General features: G+C 63.4%; 21 protein-coding genes. 11 read left to right on the plus strand and 10 right to left on the minus strand.

Features of this window, described 5'->3' with window-relative positions; translation table 11 throughout:
- Positions 1–11: 11 nt before the first annotated feature.
- Entirely contained in the window at positions 12–1,352 is a 1,341-nt protein-coding gene (locus RFM41_RS16470; protein WP_320248397.1) for a M24 family metallopeptidase, read from the plus strand.
- Here the strand turns inward: RFM41_RS16470 and RFM41_RS16475 are convergent.
- Positions 1,320–2,156, minus strand: coding sequence for a phosphate/phosphite/phosphonate ABC transporter substrate-binding protein (locus RFM41_RS16475; RefSeq protein ID WP_320248396.1), 837 nt, complete (start codon positions 2,154–2,156; stop codon positions 1,320–1,322). The two genes, RFM41_RS16470 and RFM41_RS16475, sit on opposite strands and share 33 nt — an antisense overlap.
- Before the next feature lie 77 nt (positions 2,157–2,233).
- The gene (locus tag RFM41_RS16480; protein ID WP_320248395.1) at positions 2,234–3,235 is read right to left on the minus strand and encodes a fatty acid desaturase; all 1,002 of its coding nucleotides are present in this window, start codon (positions 3,233–3,235) and stop codon (positions 2,234–2,236) included.
- 248 nt (positions 3,236–3,483) lie between these two features.
- On the opposite strand from RFM41_RS16480, the gene RFM41_RS16485 reads away from it, so the two are divergent.
- The 3 genes from RFM41_RS16485 to bmt all read left to right on the plus strand — a co-directional run bounded on the left by RFM41_RS16485 (position 3,484) and on the right by bmt (position 6,106).
- The gene (locus tag RFM41_RS16485) at positions 3,484–4,341 is read left to right on the plus strand and encodes a helix-turn-helix domain-containing protein (protein WP_320248393.1); all 858 of its coding nucleotides are present in this window, start codon (positions 3,484–3,486) and stop codon (positions 4,339–4,341) included.
- 63 nt (positions 4,342–4,404) lie between these two features.
- Positions 4,405–5,007, plus strand: coding sequence for a DUF1989 domain-containing protein (locus RFM41_RS16490; RefSeq protein WP_320248391.1), 603 nt, complete (start codon positions 4,405–4,407; stop codon positions 5,005–5,007).
- A gap of 82 nt (positions 5,008–5,089) precedes the next feature.
- Positions 5,090–6,106, plus strand: coding sequence for a betaine--homocysteine S-methyltransferase (bmt, locus tag RFM41_RS16495; protein WP_320248389.1), 1,017 nt, complete (start codon positions 5,090–5,092; stop codon positions 6,104–6,106).
- Between the two features lie 10 nt (positions 6,107–6,116).
- Here the strand turns inward: bmt and RFM41_RS16500 are convergent, their stop codons facing one another.
- The 6 genes from RFM41_RS16500 to RFM41_RS16525 form a co-directional block, all read right to left on the minus strand.
- Positions 6,117–6,395, minus strand: coding sequence for a hypothetical protein (locus RFM41_RS16500; RefSeq protein ID WP_320248387.1), 279 nt, complete (start codon positions 6,393–6,395; stop codon positions 6,117–6,119).
- Between the two features lie 142 nt (positions 6,396–6,537).
- Positions 6,538–8,724, minus strand: coding sequence for a vWA domain-containing protein (locus tag RFM41_RS16505; RefSeq protein ID WP_320248385.1), 2,187 nt, complete (start codon positions 8,722–8,724; stop codon positions 6,538–6,540).
- A 2-nt stretch (positions 8,725–8,726) separates the two neighbouring features.
- Positions 8,727–9,290, minus strand: a complete 564-nt coding sequence (locus tag RFM41_RS16510; RefSeq protein ID WP_320248383.1) for an RNA polymerase sigma factor — start codon at positions 9,288–9,290, stop codon at positions 8,727–8,729.
- Positions 9,291–9,469: 179 nt separating this feature from the next.
- Entirely contained in the window at positions 9,470–10,201 is a 732-nt protein-coding gene (locus tag RFM41_RS16515; RefSeq protein ID WP_320248381.1) for a dienelactone hydrolase family protein, read from the minus strand.
- 105 nt (positions 10,202–10,306) lie between these two features.
- Positions 10,307–10,996, minus strand: a complete 690-nt coding sequence (locus RFM41_RS16520) for a 4Fe-4S dicluster domain-containing protein (protein WP_320248379.1) — start codon at positions 10,994–10,996, stop codon at positions 10,307–10,309.
- Positions 10,997–11,085: 89 nt separating this feature from the next.
- Positions 11,086–12,660 (minus strand): trimethylamine methyltransferase family protein, encoded by a 1,575-nt coding sequence (locus tag RFM41_RS16525; protein ID WP_320248378.1) that lies wholly within the window; start codon positions 12,658–12,660, stop codon positions 11,086–11,088.
- Positions 12,661–12,930: 270 nt separating this feature from the next.
- Here RFM41_RS16525 and RFM41_RS16530 point away from each other — a divergent pair, with 270 nt between their 5' ends.
- Positions 12,931–13,629 (plus strand): cobalamin B12-binding domain-containing protein, encoded by a 699-nt coding sequence (locus RFM41_RS16530; protein ID WP_320248376.1) that lies wholly within the window; start codon positions 12,931–12,933, stop codon positions 13,627–13,629.
- Between the two features lie 102 nt (positions 13,630–13,731).
- Here RFM41_RS16530 and RFM41_RS16535 read toward each other — a convergent pair whose 3' ends face one another.
- Positions 13,732–13,866 carry an entericidin A/B family lipoprotein gene (locus RFM41_RS16535; protein WP_041003961.1) on the minus strand — a complete coding sequence of 45 codons (135 nt, stop codon included), beginning with the start codon at positions 13,864–13,866 and terminating at the stop codon, positions 13,732–13,734.
- 53 nt (positions 13,867–13,919) lie between these two features.
- On the opposite strand from RFM41_RS16535, the gene RFM41_RS16540 reads away from it, so the two are divergent.
- Entirely contained in the window at positions 13,920–14,552 is a 633-nt protein-coding gene (locus RFM41_RS16540) for a DUF1638 domain-containing protein (protein WP_320248373.1), read from the plus strand.
- 12 nt (positions 14,553–14,564) lie between these two features.
- On the opposite strand, the gene RFM41_RS16545 is transcribed toward RFM41_RS16540, so the two are convergent.
- A complete protein-coding gene (locus RFM41_RS16545; protein ID WP_320248372.1) occupies positions 14,565–15,473 on the minus strand; it encodes an NAD-dependent epimerase/dehydratase family protein in 909 nt (302 codons plus the stop codon).
- 123 nt (positions 15,474–15,596) lie between these two features.
- Between RFM41_RS16545 and RFM41_RS16550 the strand changes: the two genes are divergently transcribed.
- The 5 genes from RFM41_RS16550 (at position 15,597) to RFM41_RS16570 (ending at position 19,470) form a co-directional block, all read left to right on the plus strand.
- Positions 15,597–16,172, plus strand: coding sequence for a DUF4893 domain-containing protein (locus tag RFM41_RS16550; protein WP_320248370.1), 576 nt, complete (start codon positions 15,597–15,599; stop codon positions 16,170–16,172).
- An 88-nt stretch (positions 16,173–16,260) separates the two neighbouring features.
- Positions 16,261–17,043, plus strand: a complete 783-nt coding sequence (locus RFM41_RS16555) for a formyl transferase (RefSeq protein ID WP_320248368.1) — start codon at positions 16,261–16,263, stop codon at positions 17,041–17,043.
- A gap of 453 nt (positions 17,044–17,496) precedes the next feature.
- The gene (locus RFM41_RS16560; protein WP_041003951.1) at positions 17,497–17,799 is read left to right on the plus strand and encodes a virulence factor; all 303 of its coding nucleotides are present in this window, start codon (positions 17,497–17,499) and stop codon (positions 17,797–17,799) included.
- The gene (locus RFM41_RS16565) at positions 17,792–18,382 is read left to right on the plus strand and encodes a methylenetetrahydrofolate reductase C-terminal domain-containing protein (RefSeq protein WP_189343108.1); all 591 of its coding nucleotides are present in this window, start codon (positions 17,792–17,794) and stop codon (positions 18,380–18,382) included. The genes RFM41_RS16560 and RFM41_RS16565 overlap by 8 nt, the downstream gene beginning before the upstream one ends.
- On the plus strand, positions 18,379–19,470 hold the full coding sequence (locus RFM41_RS16570; protein ID WP_320248363.1) for a methylenetetrahydrofolate reductase: 1,092 nt from the start codon (positions 18,379–18,381) through the stop codon (positions 19,468–19,470). The genes RFM41_RS16565 and RFM41_RS16570 overlap by 4 nt, the downstream gene beginning before the upstream one ends.
- The last annotated feature ends 29 nt before the right edge of the window (positions 19,471–19,499 follow it).

Here is a 19,499-nt window from a genome sequence, read left to right on the forward strand (position 1 = left end):
CAGGGGGACGAATGGACAAGCTAGGCTTTGGCCGCCATCGCAAGATCATGCCCTTCGAACCCGGCTCCATCGAAGCGCTGCGCGAGGCCTCCCGCGAGAAAGCGGCCGCGCTCAACCAGCATGTGCTGGGCTATGGCGCGACAGCCGAAGCGGAATGGGCGGCGGCAGGCATCGCCGCGCCCGACCTGGCCGAAATGCGCAGATACCGGCTGGAGCGCATCCGCGCCGAGCTGAAGCGCCGCGACTATGCCGGCGCCCTGCTCTACGACCCGGTCAACATCCGTTACGCGACAGACTCGACCAACATGCAGCTCTGGGTCGCACACAATCCGACCCGCCACTGCTTCGTCGCCACCGAGGGTCCCGTGGTGCTGTTCGATTATTTCTCCTGCGAGCACCTGTCCGACCATTCGGGTGTCGTCGACGAGGTGCGCCCCGCGGTGTCGTGGATGTATCTCTACAGCGGCGAGCTCACCGAGCAGAAGGTCCGGCGCTGGGGCGCCGGTATCGCCGAGCTCGTTGCCGCGCATGGCGGCGACAATCGCCGCATTGCCGTCGACCACATCAATCCGGAAGGCGTCGAGGAACTCGCCCGCCGCAGCATTTCCGTCGGCAATGGCGAGGCGGTGATGGAGAGTGCGCGGCTCATCAAATCGCCGGACGAGATCCTCGCCATGCGCCGCGCCATTGTCGCTTGCGAGGCGGCGATGAGCGAGATGGAAGCTGTGCTCAAGCCCGGCATCTCCGAAAACGAGCTCTGGGCGGAACTCCATCGCGGCAACATCGCGCGCGGCGGCGAGTGGATCGAAACGCGGCTTCTGTCGTCCGGCCCGCGCACCAATCCCTGGTTCCAGGAGTGCTCCTCGCGCGTCATCGAGAATGGCGACCTCGTCGCTTTCGACACGGACCTGATCGGTCCCTACGGTTTCTGCGCCGATCTTTCGCGCACATGGCTTTGCGGCGACAGGCAACCGTCGAACGAGCAGCGCGATCTTTTCCGCATCGCCGCCGATCAGATCGCCCACAACACGGATCTGATGCGGCCGGGCATCTCCTTCCGCGATCTCGTCGAGCGCTCGGCGGTGCCGCCGGGCGATTGCTATCCGACGCGCTACGGCGTGCTCTATCATGGTGTCGGGCTGGCCGACGAATATCCGACGTTGCCGCATGCCGGCGATTGGACCGATGATACGCCGGATGGCACGCTCGAGCCAGGCATGGTGCTTTGCGTCGAAAGCTATATCGGCAGGCTTGGTGGGCGCGAGGGTGTCAAGATCGAGGAGCAGATCCTGATCACCGAGACCGGCAACGAGAAGCTTTCAGCCTACCCGCTGGACGAGCGGCTGCTCTGACCCGCGTTCGACAGCCACGACGGCGTCGCGCATCGCGGCAATGATTTTTTCCGGCGTCGTCCTTGCGGTGATGTAAGGCAGGCCCTTGCGCCGTGCCGTCCAGCCAACCACCTTCACGCCTTTCGCGGCCGGCTCGAAATGCTGCGCCAGCGCCCAGCTTTCGCAGTCGATTGCCGCGATATCGGCCCTGCCTTCCGCGACCGCCACGATCGACGACCGGTGGCCGCCGCTCTCGCCGCGTGAAGCGAAGATATCAAGGCTTTCGCCCATCGCCTCGAGGTCGCGCGTCAGCCCGATCAGTCCGGACATCGAGTCCGGATTGTTGAAGGTGAAGCGCTTGGCGCGAATGAGATCGATCGGGATGAGGGCCTTGCCGTCCGCCGGCGAGGCGACCGACGGTCCGCCGTCCACAGCCATCACCAGCGCGCTGGAATAGAGCTCGCCCTGCCCGCCTTCATAGGCGTCGTAATTTGGCTGGGCGACCACCTGCACATGCTTCGCCAAGCCAAGTTCCATCGGCCCCCAACAGGTCTGGGCGAAGAGCAGCGCCGGGCTCAGCCAGAGCTGGTGAAAATCAAGTTCGTTCGGGGGCAGCGTCGCCGGATCGGGCGCGACCGGTTTTCCGGCGCCATCGCGAATGCCGCCGGGCACAGCCGGCAGTTCGCGATTGCTGCGTATGACTGCATCCGGCGCATCGATGCCCCTTTGCCGGAAGGCGTCACGCAACCGCGCCCATTGCGCGTCGATCTCACCACGGGCCTCAGGCCAGTCATACATCGGCAGAGCCGCAACGAACTTGCTCATGTCGAATAGCTTTCAAAGGCAGGCGATCTTCGGCGCCTGCGTTCCGCCGCGAAAAAAGCGGTCGCGGAAAGTCGAAATTACTCTTTCGGCGGCTCGGCCGGAACCGGCGCTGTGCCGAGCCCGCTGACATTGCGCGCCCTGACGCGCGGCTTGAAGGCGCGGCCCGGCTCCGGCGTGCGACGCAGCACCGGATGGATGACCGGCTCCTTGGCCTTGAAGGCATAGGATTTGATCAGCGCCAGATAGTTCGGATAGACATAGCCATTGTTCATCCGCAGCCATTCTTCGCGTCGGTCGCGAAACAGCTTGGGCAATCTGTACCAGGCAACCGTCGGGCTCTTGTGGTGCACGAAATGCAGGTTGTTGTTGAGGAACAGGAAGGACAGCGGCGAGCGTTCGACGATGATGGTGCGCCCTTCCGGATGCTCGGACCACTGATGCTCGGCATAGGTGCGCACCGAAATCAGCGACTGTCCGAGCCAGACCGGCACCAGCACATAGAGCCAGAGCGGAATGCCGAAGCCGAAGGTCACGATCGGCGCCACGACGGCAATGCCGATGGCATGCAGAAACCAGGCCCTGCGGATCGCCTTGTCGCCGGCGGCGATCTGCCTGGCGTCGTCGATGAAGAAGCCGACCGACGACAGCCACGGCCCGAGGATGAAGCGGCCGAGCATGGTGTTGTTGACCTTGAGCAGGAACTTCATCGCCGGCGGCAGTTCCTCATGCATCCAGAGCGCCTGGTAATAGCTCTCGGGGTCGTCCAGCGGATCGGTCAGCCGCTCATCGGCATGGTGGCGAAGGTGGATGGCCTTGAAGCGCCGGAACGGCCAGACCAGACCGATCGGCAGGAAGACGAAGGCTTCGTTGATCCTGGCGCTGCGGGTCGGGTGGCCATGCAGCACCTCATGCATCAGCGACGATTGCAGGGCGAGGATCAGCGCCAGGGCGATCAAAGCGATCAAGGGGTAGGATGGCCAGAGCAACAAGCCGATCGCGAACCATGCGCCGTAGCAGAAGAGTGCGAGGAATACCGTCGGCCATTCGATTGCCGGCGCGTTGCTGCGTCTCTTGTTCATGCCGGTATTCATGCTTGCCATGCTATCGACCACTGCCTTCCAGTCGCCGGAACCCCTCGATTCCTGACAGCATTGTGTCAGGAGCCTGCCGTTACATCAACGCGACAAAGCGCACAAACTGTTGCGAATGCGCATTTTTGGCGGCAGATGTTATACATTGTAAACAAATATGGGGATTCATTTCCGCCTGAGCCACGTTCACATCGGCTCCGGCGCAAATTTATCCTCTCGCACGCAGGAGCGGTCTGATGGACAAGCGAGATCTGTCGACGATCTTCCGGGAGCGGCTGAAATTGCTCTTGACACGGTCCGACCTGAACCAGTCGGCCTTCGCGACGGCGGTCGGTATCGACCGTTCGGCGCTGTCGCAACTGCTGTCCGGCGCCTCGACGCGCCTGCCGCGCGCCGAGACGCTGCTCAACATCGCCGCCGAGTTCAAGGTGTCGCTCGACTGGCTGCTGGGCTTGAGCCACGACGAAGGCGTGACCGGCGAAATCCGCGAGAGCCTGGAGATCGAGGAAGCGCCGGACGGCTTCGACCGCACGCTGCTCGCCAAATGGCATGCCGAGGCCGCCGGCACCAAGATCCGCTATGTGCCCGCCGGCATTCCCGACCTTCTGCGCACCGAGGCGCTGATCGACTATGAGGCCGGCATCTCCAACAAGAACCGTGAGGCGCAGGCCGGCGAAACGCAGTACCGCATCGACTACACAAGGCGGCCGGAGACCGACATGGAGGTCTGCATGCCGCGCCACACGCTGGAGATCTTCGCGCGCGGCCTGGGCGTCTGGGATCGCTTTCCGGAGGCCGAACGGCGCAAGCAATTGCTGCACATGGCGGCGCTGCTCGACGACCTTTACCCGACCTTCCGCCTGTTCCTCTATGACGGGCGCATGCGCTACTCGATCCCTTACACGATCTTCGGCCCCTATCGCGCCGCGATCTATGTCGGCGACATGTATATCGTGCTGAGCGCGACCCAGCCGATCCGCACGCTCACCAGCCATTTCGACAATCTGATCCGCGCCGCCGACATCAACGCGCATGAGGCGGCAAGCTTCACGCAGAAACTGGCCGCAATGACTTTCCCATCAGGCTCTGTCTGATCGCCTGCCTCCATATCACCTTGGCGGCCGGCCTAGGCGCCGCCCATCATTCCAGGGAAACCCATGCAAGAACCGCGTCACATCGTTGTCCCTCCCCAGTCGGGCCGTTCTATGCGCGTCAGGCGCGGCGATCTCATCCGCATCATCGATCCCAAGGGTCAGCAGGTTTCCGACCTCTGGGCCTTCTCGACCGAAGACAGGCTCGACTGGCTGAGCACGTCGCAGACCCGCGACATCACCGAGCGGCTGTTCCCGAAACCCGGTGACCATTTCTACAGCGCCGCCGGCAAGGTCATGCTGACGCTGGTCGAGGATGCCTCGCCCGGACCGCACGACATGCTCTACCCGGCCTGCGACAGCGCGCTCTACGAACGCGCCGGCCTGCCCGGCCACCCGAACTGCCGCGACAATCTGATGAGCGCGCTTGCCGCGGAAGGCATCGACCTGCCCTTCGCGCCCGACCCGGTCGACCTGTTCCAGAACTCCTTGCCGCAGCCTGACGGGACTTTGGTGGTGGAAGCCTCGATCAATCCGCCGGGCGGTTACGTCACGTTGCGCGCCGAACAGGACCTCCTGCTTGTCGTCACCGCTTGCTCCGTCGATCACCATCCGACCAATGGCGGCGTCTGCACCGAGATCGAGGTCGAGATCGCTCCGGTTTCGTGAAGCCTTCCAGCTGCAAGCTCGTTGACTGGATATAAAGACTTCTTTATATCGTTATTTGAATTCGAACACGAAAGCTAAAGCCATGACCGCGACCAATCCCATTGACGCATTGCTTGCCGAAAAGGGCGTGCTTTTGGCCGACGGCGCCACCGGCACCAATCTGTTCGCGATGGGTCTGCCCGCCGGCGAAGCGCCGGAGCTGCTCAACGAGACGGCGCCCGAGACCATTGCCAGCCTGCATCAGAACTTCGTCGACGCCGGCGCCGATATCATCCTCACCAACTCCTTCGGCGGCACCCGTCACCGGCTCAAGCTGCATCACGCGCAGGACCGCGTGCACGAGCTGAACAAGCGTGCCGCCGAGATTGCCCGATCCGTCGCCGACAAGGCCGGCCGCGAGGTCATCGTCGCCGGCTCCGTCGGCCCGACCGGCGAATTGCTGGTGCCGCTCGGCGCGCTGACCTATGACGACGCCGTAAATGCCTTTGCCGAGCAGATCGAGGGTCTCAAGGCCGGCGGCGCCGAAGTCGCCTGGATCGAGACGATGTCGGCGCCCGACGAGATCCGCGCCGCGGCCGAGGCCGCCATCCGCGTCGGTCTGCCCTATACCTATACCGGGTCCTTCGACACGGCCGGCCGCACCATGATGGGCCTGCTGCCGAAGGACATCCACGCCGTCGCCGACGGCCTGTCGCAGGCACCGCTGGGCGTCGGCGCCAATTGCGGCGTCGGCGCTTCCGATATCCTCGCTTCGCTGCTTGACATGACCGAGGCGAAGCCGGGGGCCACCGTGATCGTCAAGGGCAATTGCGGCATCCCGGAATTCCGCGGCAGCGAGATCCACTATTCCGGCACACCGGAACTGATGTCCGATTATGTGCGGCTGGCGGTCGATGCCGGCGCCAAGATCGTCGGCGGCTGCTGCGGCACGTCGTTCGCCCATCTCGCCGCCATGCGCAAGGCGCTCGACGCGCACACCAAGTCGACGCGCCCGACCGTCGAGACGATCGTCGAGCGCATTGGCCCGATGCGCAACAAGACGGCAAGCTCCGGTGATGCGGGCGAAGGCCGTCGCGAGCGCAGGCGCAGCCGCGTCTGACAGGCCCCGGTTAATTGCTGTTTTCGGCGTAGCGCGACTGCGCCGTATTGAAATCGACGACGTTCTGGCTGTCGGAGTTCATCGTCGCCAGCGCGCCCGATGCGCCCGGATCGCTGATCTGTTCCAGCATCACGCGAAACCGGTCGTTGTTGAGCGCCGAACGCGCCGTGTTGCGGGCCGCATCGACATCGCTCCTGATCCGCGCGGATTCCGCCGAAGCCGCGGACGATCCCCGCACCGGTGCATTGGCCACCGTGGCGTTCGCACTGCCGATTGTCGTGATATGCACTGCTGATCCCTCAAAACGCTATCAGCACGAACTAACAAAAGTTAATTGCGACGAGGTTCCGGAAAAGCCACGCAATTTAACAATCGGAAGGCCGGCGGGATTTGTCCCGCCGGCCTTCGCCATTCGATCCCGCCCTTCAGCTCTACTTGTTGCTATCCAACGATGAGGCCAGGCGCACCAAGGACAGGAATTCCGCCCTGTAGCCGAACGGATCGGCGCCGCGCGCGGCATTGGCAATCTCCGCGATCCGGTCATAGCCGAAATTCGCCGTCTGGTCCTCGTCGCGCAGCTTCTGCCCGAAGGCCGCGACCGCGACCGAGAAGCGCTGGTCGGCGCCGGCCTCGTCGAAGGACTTGACCTCGTTGGCCGGTGTCACCGGCGTGGTGATCAGCTTCGAGACGTTCTCGTTCGGCAGCTTGTAGCGGATCTTGACGAAGGCATATTCGTCGGCATTGGCGACGCCGCCATTGTCGACCTTGGCCTGGCCGTAGCGCAGCGGATCGACCTGCTCGCCGCCGCTCCCTTTCGGCGTGATCTCGTAGACCGCCGTCACCGAATGGCCCGAGCCGATATCGCCGGCATCGACGCGGTCATTGTTGAAATCCTCGCGTTTCAAGGCCCGGGTCTCGTAGCCGACCAGCCGATATTCCGAAACTGTGGCTGGGTTGAACTCGACCTGGATCTTGACGTCCTTGGCAATGGGGAACAGCGTCGAGGAAGCATCGTCGACCAGCACCTTCTGCGCCTCGGCGAGCGTATCGATATAGGCGGCCGTGCCGTTGCCGTTCTGGGCGATGGTCTGCATCATCTGGTCGTTGAGATTGTCGTGCCCGAAGCCGAACACCGACAGGAACACGCCGGTCTTGCGCTCCTTCTCGATCAGTTGCTTGAGATCGTCATCGCTGGTCTGGCCGACATTGAAGTCGCCATCGGTGGCAAGCATGACCCGGTTGACGCCATCCTTGACGAAGGATTGTTGGGCAAGCTTGTAGGCTTCGCGAATGCCTTCCTCGCCGGCCGTCGAGCCGCCGGGCTCAAGATTGTCTATGGCTGCAAGGATCTTCTGCTTTTCCACCGCCTTGGTCGGCATCAGCACCGTGCCGGCATTGCCCGCATAGGTGACGATCGAGACCGTGTCGTCCGCCTTCAACTTGCCGACCAGCATCCGGAAGGCCGATTTGAGCAGCGGCAGCTTGTCCGGCTCGTCCATCGAGCCCGAGACGTCGATCAGGAAAACCAGATTGGCCTTGGGCTGCTCGGCCGGCTTCACGTCGAAACCCTTGATCGCGACATGCATGAGCTTGGTGTGCTCGTTCCACGGCGTCGGCATCACGGTGACGGTCGAGTTGAATGGCGTTGACGCCGAATCCGGACCCTTCCAGTCGTAAGGGAAGTAGTTGATCATCTCCTCGACGCGCACCGTATCCGGCTCGGGCAGAGTGCCTTCCTTCAGCGAGCGCCGCACGAAGGAATAGGATGCCGTGTCGACATCGATCGAGAAGGTTGAGACTGGATCCTGCGCCGTCTCATGCACCGGGTTGGTCTTGAAGGCCTCGATGCGATCGCGGTTTTCCTCCTGCGGACGCATCTGGTCGGCCGGCATGGGCGCGGGCTGCACCATCAGCTTGGAATCGGCAACGGCGGGCGGAGGCGCCGGAATGGCGGCCGCGCTGCCTGCCGGCGCCTGGTCGGCCCTCGCGGCCTCATCTTTTGACGGCGGCGAAAACTGCATCATCACCCGGCCCGGCGAACCAGCCTTGCCGCCGGCGGCGAGCCGGCCGCTCTCGGCGGGCGCGGGCCTGGCCTCCGGCGCAGCTTCCTGCTTGAGCAGGCTGTCGACCTCGGCTGCCGGCTTGGTCGGCGTTGCCGGTGCCATCTGTGAATTGGCCCGGGTCTCGGCGTCCGCGTCGGTCTTCTTCTCTTTCGCTGGCGCAGCCGCCAGCGGCTCGTTGATCGCCGGCTGCTCCGGCGCGGGCTTTTGCGCCACCGGCTTGTCGGCCACCGTCTCGGTGACCTTGCCGTTATTGCCGCCAGTTAACGGCGGCTGTTCCTTCAGCATCTCGAAAGCGGCATAGCCGGCGATAGGCAGCGCGACCAGCGCGGTGATGGCCGGCGTGGCGATGAGTTTCTTTTGCATGATGTCTCTCCAGAGCTTTCTTGCTCGCTCCGTGAGACGAAGGCCTGCGGGCGTTCCTTGGGGGATCGGCGAAATTTTTTCGTCCATGTCGAAGGCCTGCATCGCGGCGGCGAGCGCGCGCGCCTTCGCCTCGCGGTCAGGCGCCGGTATCGCGAGATCGCGCAGCCTTTCGAGTTCGTTGTCGTCGACCATGGTCACACTTCCCCGGCTGAACGCATCAGCACCTTCAGCCGTTTCTTCGCTTCATGGATGTGCCAGGAAACCGTCGCCTCCGAGATCGCCATCACCTCCGCCGCCGCCGCGTGGTTGAGACCTTCACCATAGACGAGCAACACCGCGTCGCGCTGCTTGTCCGGCAGCATCCGCACCGCCGCCCACAGCGCTTCGGCCGGATCGCCGGCCTCGACCGGTGCTTCGCCCGCGATCAGCGCATAGGCGCCATAGGCATCGGTCTTGGCGGTGTCGCGGGCGCGCTTGCGCAGCATGTCGCGGGCCGCGTTCAGCGTCATGGCATAGAGCCATGTCGTGAAGGCGCCACTGCCTTGGTAATCACGGATCGCGCGGCCGAGCCGCACGCAGACATCCTGGGCGATGTCCTCGGCGTCGGCCTTGCGGCCGCACCAGCGATAGGCGGCGCGATAGACGAAGCCATAGTGCCTTTCGAGCAGTTTGCCGAAAGCCCCCCTGTCTCCGCCCCTCGCCCACCCGATCAATTCGGCATCGGAGGCTTCGCTGTCGTCCAGCATCATCGCCGTCATTTGCCTGTTGGACGAAGGCTAATGACCAATCCTTGGGGCGATGAAAAGATTTTTTTGCAGCAGCGCCTTTTCCTTCTCCCCGTTCAACGGGGAGAAGGTGCCCGAAGGGCGGATGAGGGGCCGCGCAGGCATTCGAAGGCTCGTACTAGGCCACGCGCATTACAATCCGAGACCGAAACTCAGCCCAACGTCTCTTTGAAGAACGTCGTCAACCGCTTCCAATGCCTCTCGGCACCCGCCTCGTCATAGACGCTGTGATCCTTGATGCACCAGCCATGGCCGACGCCGACATAATTCTCGATCGTGTGGTCGACTTCGGCCACGCGCAGGGCTTCCGCCAGCCGCGCCGACTGCTCCGGCGGGAAGCTGCGGTCGACGCCGGCAACCCCGACATAGACGCGCGCCTTGATCGAGGCAGCCTTGCGGTGCGGACTGTCGGGCGCATCGCTGGCCAGATTGCCGCCGTGGAAGCTCGCCGCCGCGACGATGCGGTCGGGATGGGTCGCCGCCGCGTTCAGCGCCCGCGCGCCGCCCATGCAATAGCCGACGACGCCGACCGGCCCGTCAATGCCTTCGGCCGTGAGCGCGTCGAGGAAGGCGCTGCCGTCGCGGATGGTCATGCCCTGCGTCGTGCCGCCGCTCAGCATCAACAGCAGGGCCTTGGTCTTTTCCTCGGCGAAGGCGGTTTTGGGATCGAACGGGCCGTAGGGCGCATAGCGGTAAAAGAGATCAGGCACCAGCACGGCATAGCCATGCTCCGCGAGGCGCTCGGCCATCTGGTCGAGCACTGGACGCGGACCGAAAATGTCCATGTAGAGGATGACGCCGGCCTTGGCCGGCGCGGCTGGACGAAACAGCCGAGCCTTCGCCGTGCCGTCCTGGGTCTTGATCTCGAGGTCCTGCTTCGTCACTTGCACGCTCCGCCGGTTGTCAGGCGATAGATATCTGCGCCGCCCGTCCGGGCAAGCCACGACATCTCAATCGTGGTCAAGTTTCCGTGCGGTTCGGAAGAATGCTTACGCCCCGGCGAACGCAGCCATATGGAAAGCCTGAACATCGGCCGCATAGCGATATTCAGCGCCATACGGACAGGCGTTACGGTCGAGGCAGCCGCCGTTCCGGCAGGCCTTGCCATCCGCCCCCCGCACATGCGCCAAGCAAGCCTGGTACGCGAAACCTTCCGTCGAGTAGGCATCGACCGGACAGGATTTCAGGCAGGGTTTTTCGACACAGGTGTCGCAATGATGAATCGCTTCATGAACTTCGGGAAGAGAGAGCTCGTCCTCGAACAGCAATGCGCCGCGATAGGCATGCCAAAGTCCATAGGTTGGATGCATGAGGATGCCGAGCGGCGACGGCTTCAGCCCCTCCGCCCGCATCGCCCATTGCTGGAACGGCAGATAGGGCCGGTCGGAAGGCGACACGGCGCGGGCGCCGAATTCCTGGGCGACTGCGCCGATCACCTCGCGCGACCAGCTGTCGAGCGGATTGGCGATGTCCCTCGCCTGCCGTTCCAGCCAGCGCTGGAAATGCGGCCAGGGCGCCGCGCCGGCCTGCCCGACCAGCAGCACCGATCTGGTTGGAGCGCCAGAAGGTCCGGCTGGCGCCACTTCGTCGTCGCCGAAGCTGAAACCGCCGCGAAGGATCAGGCCATTGGCCGCGAGCGCGGCCGCGATCTCCTCGACCGCGTCGCGGGAAAAAGTCATCCCTTCCGGTCCGGGTCGGAGAACGCGCTCCGCCAGACTTCCTTGTGAATGATGTTGGCGACTTTAGCCCGGCCTGATTCGGGCTCCTTTCACGTGAAGGCGTCGGCCATCGAGCCCTTCTTCTTGGCGATGAAGTCCTTTAGCGCCTCGTCAATGGCCGGATCGAGATGCGGCGCCTCGTAGCTCTCCAGCCAGCGGCGGGCAAGCTCGTTGGCGCGCTGCGGCGCGGTCTTCTCGCCTTCGGCCAGCCACTGCTCGTAGGAATTGTTGTCGGCGATGTTGGAGCGGTAGAAGGCCGTCTGGAAATTCGCCTGGGTGTGGTCGCAGCCGAGATAATGGCTGCCCGGACCGACCTGGCGGATCGCATCCATCGCCTGGCTGTTTTCCGACAAGTCGACGCCTTCGCAGAACTTCTGCTGCATGCCGAGCTGGTCGATGTCCATCATGAATTTTTCATAGCAGGAGGCGAGACCGCCCTCGAGCCAGCCCGCCGAATGCAGCACGAAATTGGTGCCGGCAAGGATCGTCGAGTTGAGCGTGTTGGCGCTCTCATAGGCCGCCTGCGCATCCGGGATCTTCGAGGCGCAGAGCGAGCCGCCGGTGCGGAACGGCAGGCCGAGCCGCCGGGCGAGCTGCGCGGCACCATAGGAGACCAGCGACGGCTCGGGCGTGCCGAAGGTCGGCGCGCCGGACTGCATCGAGATCGACGAGGCGAAGGTGCCGAACAGCACCGGCGCGCCTGGCTTGATCAACTGCGTGAACGAGGCGCCGGCGAGCACCTCGGCCAGCACCTGCGTCAACGTGCCGGCGACCGTCACCGGGCTCATCGCGCCGGCCAGGATGAAGGGCGTGACGATGCAGGCCTGGTTGTGACGCGAATAGACTTTCAGCGCGCCAAGCATGGTCTCGTCGAACACCATCGGCGAGTTGGCGTTGATCAAGCTGGTCAGCACCGTGTTGTTCTCGACGAAGTCGTCGCCGAACACGAGCTTGGCCATAGCCACCGTGTCCTCGGCCCGCTCCGGCGCCGTCACCGAACCCATGAACGGCTTATCCGAGTAGCGGATATGCGCGTAGATCATGTCGAGGTGGCGCTTGTTGACCGGCACGTCGACCGGTTCGCACACCGTGCCGCCCGAGTGGTGGATCGACGGCGCCATATAGGCGAGCTTCACGAAATTCTGGAAATCCTCGATGGTCGCGTAGCGGCGGTTACCGTCGAGATCACGCACGAAGGGCGGGCCGTAGACCGGCGCGAACACGGTCGCATTGCCGCCGATCTGCACCGAGCGCTCCGGGTTGCGCGCATGCTGGGTGTAGATGGAAGGCGCGGTCTTGAGCAGCGAGCGGCAGAGCCCCTTGGGGAAATGCACGCGCTCGCCCTTGACGTCGGCGCCTGCCTCTTTCCACAGCGCCAGCGCCTCGGCGTCGTCGCGGAAGATGATGCCGGTTTCTTCCAGCACCGTGTCGGTGTTCTTCTCGATCAGCGCCAGGCCTTCCTCGTTGAGGACCTCGTACACATTGATCTTACGCTTGATGTAGGTGAGCTGCGTGCCCGGACCGCCGCCCGAACGGGCCGCCCGGCGCGCCGCCGCGCCGCCGCTCGCGCCGCGTCCACGCCGTCCGCCTGACGCTTCCTGCTCGACTGCCGCGTTATCGCTCATGATCGTTCTTCCTATAAATCTGGCCTGAACTGGCTTGCGGCCCGTCGCTGCCGCTTCTCGCCTGGATCGTAGCCATGCACCCTATTGGAAACGGCCAGCCAGCGCCAACGCCTGTCGCAAAATCGACAAGAAAAGCGCTAATTTTTCAGTCGCTTTCCTTTTGCGGGAAGTCGCAAATCAGCTATGGCTAGCTTGCCCTCGCGGGTTAGGTATTGGCGCATCGATTTTTAGGCTGCCGCAGTCACTCCGAGCAGCAAGGAGCCCGAGAAAATGTCCGACGACGAGATCATCCTTTCCGAGCTTTCCGACGACGAGCTCGTGCAGCAGATGCATGACGACCTCTATGATGGTCTGAAGGAAGAGATCGAGGAAGGCACTCATATCCTTCTGGAGCGCAATTGGGCGCCTTACAAGGTGCTGACCGAAGCGCTGGTCGAAGGCATGCGCATCGTCGGCGAGGACTTCCGCGACGGCATCCTGTTCGTGCCGGAAGTGCTGCTCTCGGCCAACGCCATGAAGGCCGGCATGGCCATCCTGCGTCCGCTGCTCGCCGCCACCGGCGCGCCGAAGCAGGGCAAGATGGTGATCGGCACCGTCAAGGGCGACATCCACGACATCGGCAAGAACCTCGTCGGCATGATGATGGAAGGCGCCGGCTTCGACGTCATCGACCTCGGCATCAACAACGCGGTCGAGAAATATCTCGATGCGATCGAGCAGCACCAGCCCGACATCATCGGCATGTCAGCACTGCTGACCACCACCATGCCCTATATGAAGGTCGTCATCGACACGATGAAGGAAAAGGGCATCCGCGACGATTATGTCGTGCTGGTCGGCGGCGCGCCGCTCAACGAGGAATTCGGCAAGGCCGTCGGCGCCGACGCCTATTGCCGCGACGCCGCGGTTGCGGTCGAGACGGCCAAGGATTTCATGAAGCGCAAGCACAACGTTCGCGCTTCCGCCTGACCCCGCTTCAGCCTGGCACAGGGCATCAGGATGGACCGAGAAGAAAAAGCCGCGCCTTGCAGCGCGGCTTTTTTGTTCCCAGATGAGAGGTGAGGCTGTCGATCAGTTGACAGTATCTTTGACCGCTCGTGCCGTCGATTTGACGTCCTTGCCGACGCCCCGGATGGTGTTGGCGCAGGCGGTGAGTGCAAGCGCGCAGGCCAGGATGGCGATCGGCGCGATGCGTAGCAGTTTCATGGACGGTGTCTCCCTCGACAGATATTAAGCCCCGCAGCGAAAGCCGGCCCGACTTGGTCAAGACGCAAAAAACGGAACCGAATCAAACAGACAGGCTGCTCGTCATCGCCTGCGGGATGATTGCGCGCGAAGTTTTGGCCGTCAAGCAACAGCTAAAGCTCGACCATCTCGAGCTGACCTGTCTGCCGGCCGAGTTCCATTTCTATCCGGACCGCATCGCGCCCGCGATGGACAAGGCGATCGAGAAAGCCAAGGCGGAAGGCTACCAGCACATCTTCGTCGGCTATGCCGACTGCGGCACCGGCGGCCTGCTCGACCGCGTCATCGAGAAGCATGGTGTCGAGCGCATGGCCGGCCCGCATTGCTTTGCCTTCTACCAGGGCATGGACGCCTACGCGAAGGTCGCTGACGACGACATGATGTCGTTCTACATGACCGACTTCCTCTGCCGTCAGTTCGACTCCTTCTTCATCAAGCCGCTCGGCCTCGACCGGCATCCCGAGCTGATCAAGGATTATTTCGGCAACTACGAGAAGCTGATCTATCTCGCCCAGACCGACGATCCGGAGCTCGACAAGGTCGCCGAGAAAGCCGCTGCCATGCTCGGCCTCGTCTATGAGCGCCGCTCGACCGGCTATGGCGACCTGACCAGCGAACTGGCGCAGGCGGCACAGAGCACTGCCTGAGAAGACCGGCCTTCAGGCCTCCAGCGCGGCAAGCACATCGGCGAAGCTGGTCCTGCAGCCGAAGCCCAGCTTCTCCCTTGCCCGCGACGGATCGTAGACGCGGTCGATCGACGAAAACATCGTCCAACCTTTCCTGGTATAAAGGCGCGGATAATCCGGGAAATAGCGTGCGACGACGGACGGCGCGTCGGCGATCAATTCGATGCAATCCTCCGGTCTGAACAGCGTCGGCGCCGAGACGATGAAAACGTCGAAGCCCAGGCTCGGCGCCTTCTCCAACGCCGCGACATGGGCCTCGGCCGCATCCTCCACCGTCAGCCGCCGGAACAGCAATTCGTTGGCCTTGGTGTTGGCGTCCGATTGCTCGATCGCATGCGCCATGTCGTCGGCCTCGGGAAAGAAGCGCGCGGTGCGCAGCACCACCACCGGCAGTCCATGCTGAAGGTTGTAAAGACGGCACAGATGCTCGGCGGAAAGCTTCGTCACGCCATAGATGTTGCGAGGCTCCGGCGACATCTCTTCCGTCAGCCAGGCGGCCTTGCGCGCGCCGCCCCGGAAACCGGCGCGGATCGCCTGCGAGATCATCAGCGACGTCGTCGAGGTGAAGACGAAGCGCGACACGCCGCAACCCACGGCCGCGTCGAGTAGGTTCAGCGTCCCTTGCACATTGGTTGCGATGAAATCCGTATTCTCGAAATGCTCGATGTTCGGTTTGTGCAGCGCGCCGCTGTGAATGACGGCCTCGATTCGATTGTCGCGGACAGTTCCGAAGACCAGCTCGCGGTCCGCGATCGAGCCGACGATCTGCGTGCGCGCCGAGGCAACCGGATCAAGGCCGATAACTTGATGGCCGAGCGCTTCGAGCCTTGGCTGAAGCGCGCTGCCCAGCCATCCGGACGATCCTGTGAGCAATATCCGCATCGATCAACCGACATTTTCCAAGCTCACGCTGTAAAGCACGGATGACAGGCGAGCGCGAACCGGTAAGTTGTGCGCCAGTGACGAAAAGAACTGTTCCAGCCATCGATTTGAGGAAACGATTTGATGACCCCTCGCCTGCTTTTTGCCGTCATCGGCCTCATTGCCCTTACTTTGCCTGCCCATGCCGACGGCGAGGTGCAAAAGCTGATCACCGCCGCCGACAAGGGACGACTGGATAAGTATGGCGAAACGCGCAAGGCGGCTCTCGAGGAGGCAAAGGCCGGCAATCCGTCGGAGGTCAAGCAACTGGACGAATTGCTCGCCAAGCCGCTTGTCGCCTTTTCCGACAAGGACCTCACCGGCAACTGGAAGTGCCGCACCATCAAGGCAGGCGGCATCAGCCCGCTCGTCATCTATGGCTGGTTCAAGTGCAAGGTGACCGACGACGGCTCCGGCTGGCGGCTCGCCAAGATCAGCGGCTCGCAACGTACCACCGGCCGCTTCTTCGACGATGGCAAGAAACGCGCCATCTATCTCGGCTCGTTCTCGGTCAATGACGACAAGGCCAAGCCCTATGGCAGCGGCCCCGAAAGCGACCAGGTGGGCTACGCCTTCCGCAACAGCGCCACCGAATGGCGGATCGAATTCCCCGCGCCCTATTACGAATCGAAGCTCGACATCATGGAATTCAAGCGCTGAACCGAACCGGCCGACGCCTGACGGCAGGCCACACCAAGGATTAACCCGCACCGCATAGCATGCGCCCGTTTTCAGAGTGGGTGCTGCCATGGCGACGTCGGAATCGAGCACGCGACCGATCGTGGTCGTCACCGAAGGTGGCCCGCATATCTGGGCCATCGTCAACGCCGTCGCCGATCGCGTCGGCCCCGTCAGCGTCGTCCTTGAAAACCCTGAATCCAAAAAGCGTTTGCTGATCGGCCGTGCGCGGCGCCAGGGCTGGGTCTCGGCCATCGGCCAGCTCGGCACGATGGTGCTGACCAGGCTCGGCAAGCGCTTCCTGGCCAGCCACGCCGAGCGGCTGATCGCCGAGGAGAAGCTCGACACCGATCCGCGGCAAGGCCAGACGATCCTCCATGTGCCTTCAGCCAACGGGCCGGAATGCCTGAAGGAAATCGCGAGCATCGAACCGGGCGTTGTCCTGCTGGCCGGCTGCAGGCTGCTGTCGAAGGATACGCTGGCCAAGATGCCGTGCCCGGTGCTCAACTACCATGCAGGCGTCGCGCCAAAATATCGCGGCATGAATGGCGGCTACTGGGCGCTGGCCTCCGGCGATCAAGGGAATTTCGGCACAACCGTCCATCTGGTCGATGCCGGCGTCGACACCGGCGGCGTGCTGAAGCAGGCGCGCGGCAGGCCCAAGACGGGCGACACGATCGCCAGCTATGCGCTGCGCCAGGCAGCCTTTTCGCGTGATATCTGCGCCGAAGCTGTCGGCAATGCGCTGGCCGGCAAACTGGAAACGATCGATCCCGGCCTGCCGTCGAAGCAGTGGTATCACCCGACGATCTGGTTCTATCTCTGGACCGGCCTGACCAAGCGCGTCTGGTAGATACCGTTCCCTGCACATAGATATTCAGCTATTCCATCTGTCAAAAGCGGGATTTGCAGATGTCCAACGAAGTTCCTTCAACGCCCATCGCATTTGACGCCGCCGAAACAGAGCCACAGAACGGACGCATGATAACAATTCCCGTGGCGGATTGGGACAGGTTCATGGAATGGGCGAAATCCCCACCGAAGGCATTGCGTAGGCTGAGCCGGCTTGCCGCGTCACAACGCTTTTGGCACGACTGATTCCTTCAAGCCTATTCCAGAACATCGTCGTGTCTCGGCTTCTACACACCAAGCCTTGGTGCGCCGCATCCACGTACGATCCGGAATTGCCCGTCCTCCCGTTTGCGACCTCCGCCAGCGTCGCTTTTGAAGGCGCGCGCGTCGTCCCATAACAAGCGGCCCCATGGCGCTTGCGGCAATGCTCGCAGCATCAAGGAGCAAGAGTTTCATGGCCGATCTGATCGTCGTCTATTGGCGCGACATCCCTGCCCAGGTCATCGTCAAGAAGGGCCGGCAGAACGCCAAGCGCGAGCTGCCGCTGCGCTTCACCGAGGCGATCGACATGTGCGCCATGCGTACCGGCGCCGGCGGCACCGATGATTATCTGGCGGAATGGCGCAAGGCCGACCCCGTTCCGGTCGGCGACGACATCGAGGCCGAGGTCGAGAAGGCCTATCAGGAACTCGACGCGAAATATGACCGCGAGCGGCTGGTCGCTCTGGTCAAGGCTGGCGGGAAAGAAAATGTCTGAGAAGCAGCCGGCTGTTACCCAGGCCACATTGGTCAAGAAGGCAGCACCGAAATCCGACTACAAGCCTGCCGACGTGTCGCCGCAGCGCCGCGTCCAGCGCACTTTTGCCGTCCGACTCTGGTCCATCCGGCACTCGCGATTGCTCGAATGGTTCTATAGCCGGTTCGCCGACGCCTTCCTGCTCCTGCACCCTCTGTGGAAGGGCATCGGCTACGGCCGTGTCGAAGCCCCGGTGAAATTCGTCGAGAAGCGCGTCAAGGGCTTCATGTTCGACTGCCGCATGTGCGGTCAGTGCGTGCTCTCCTCCACCGGCATGTCGTGCCCGATGAACTGCCCCAAGCAATTGCGCAATGGCCCGTGCGGCGGCGTGCGCGCCAACGGCAATTGCGAGGTCGAGCCGGATATGCCCTGCGTCTGGGTCAAGGCCTGGGAAGGTTCGCGCAACATGGTGCATGGCGACAAGATCCTGACCGTGCAGAAGCCGGTCGATCAGTCGCTGCGCGAAACCTCGGCATGGCTGAGAGTGACCGCGCAGGCCGCCGCCGCGCGTGAAACGGCACAGAACCCTGGAGCTTCGGCATGACCGCGCTTCAGCGTGACGAGAACCCGGCCGGCATCCACCTGCCGCTCGATCCCCTGCCCGGCCACACCTCGCGCGGCCGGCTGGAGCGCGTGCTGCGCCGCGGCGAGTTCGCCGTGACCACCGAGCTTAACCCGCCAGACAGCGCCGATCCCGAAGACGTCTACAACCGCGCCAAGATCTTCGACGGCTGGGTCGACGCCATCAACGCGGTCGACGCCTCGGGCGCCAACTGCCACATGTCCTCGGTCGGCATCTGCGCGCTGCTCACCCGCATGGGCTATGCACCGATCATGCAGATCGCCTGCCGCGACAAGAACCGCATCGCCATCCAGGGCGACGTTCTGGGGGGCGCCGCGATGGGCGTCGCCAACATGCTGTGCCTCACCGGCGACGGCGTGCAGGCCGGCGACCAGCCCGGCGCCAAGCCGGTGTTCGACCTCGATTCCATGTCGCTGCTCGAAACCATCCGCATCATGCGCGACAACGGCAAGTTCCTGTCCGGCCGCAAGCTGACGACGCCGCCGCAGGTTTTCCTCGGTTGCGCGGTCAATCCCTTCGCGCCGCCCTACGACTTCCGCCCGATCCATCTCGGCAAGAAGATCGCCGCGGGCGCGCAATTCGCGCAGACTCAGTACTGCTTCGACGTGCCGATGTTCAAAACCTTCATGCAGAAGGCTCGCGACCTCGGCCACACCGAAAAGCTCTTCCTGCTCTGCGGCGTTGGCCCGCTCGCCTCCGCCAAGACGGCGAAGTGGATCCGCTCCAACGTGCCGGGTATCCACATCCCCGATGCGGTGATCAAGCGGCTGGAAGGCGCGCAGGACCAGAAGAAGGAAGGCAAGCAGCTCTGCATCGACATCATCAACGAGGTGAAGGAAATCCCGGGCGTCGCCGGCATCCATGTGATGGCCTACCGCCAGGAAGAATATGTCGCCGAGATCGTCGATGAATCCGGCGTGCTGAAAGGCCGCCAGCCCTGGAAACGGGAGATCCGCCGCGACGACCAGATCGTTGCGCAGCGGCTCGACCACATACTGCACGACGAGATTACCGAAACCCAGGTGGATATGGTGAAGACCGCGCACTGATGTATGTCACCCAAAACCGGGAACCAGTT

It is taken from the genome of Mesorhizobium vachelliae (assembly GCF_033977325.1).
Classification (GTDB): Bacteria; Pseudomonadota; Alphaproteobacteria; order Rhizobiales; family Rhizobiaceae; genus Mesorhizobium; species Mesorhizobium vachelliae.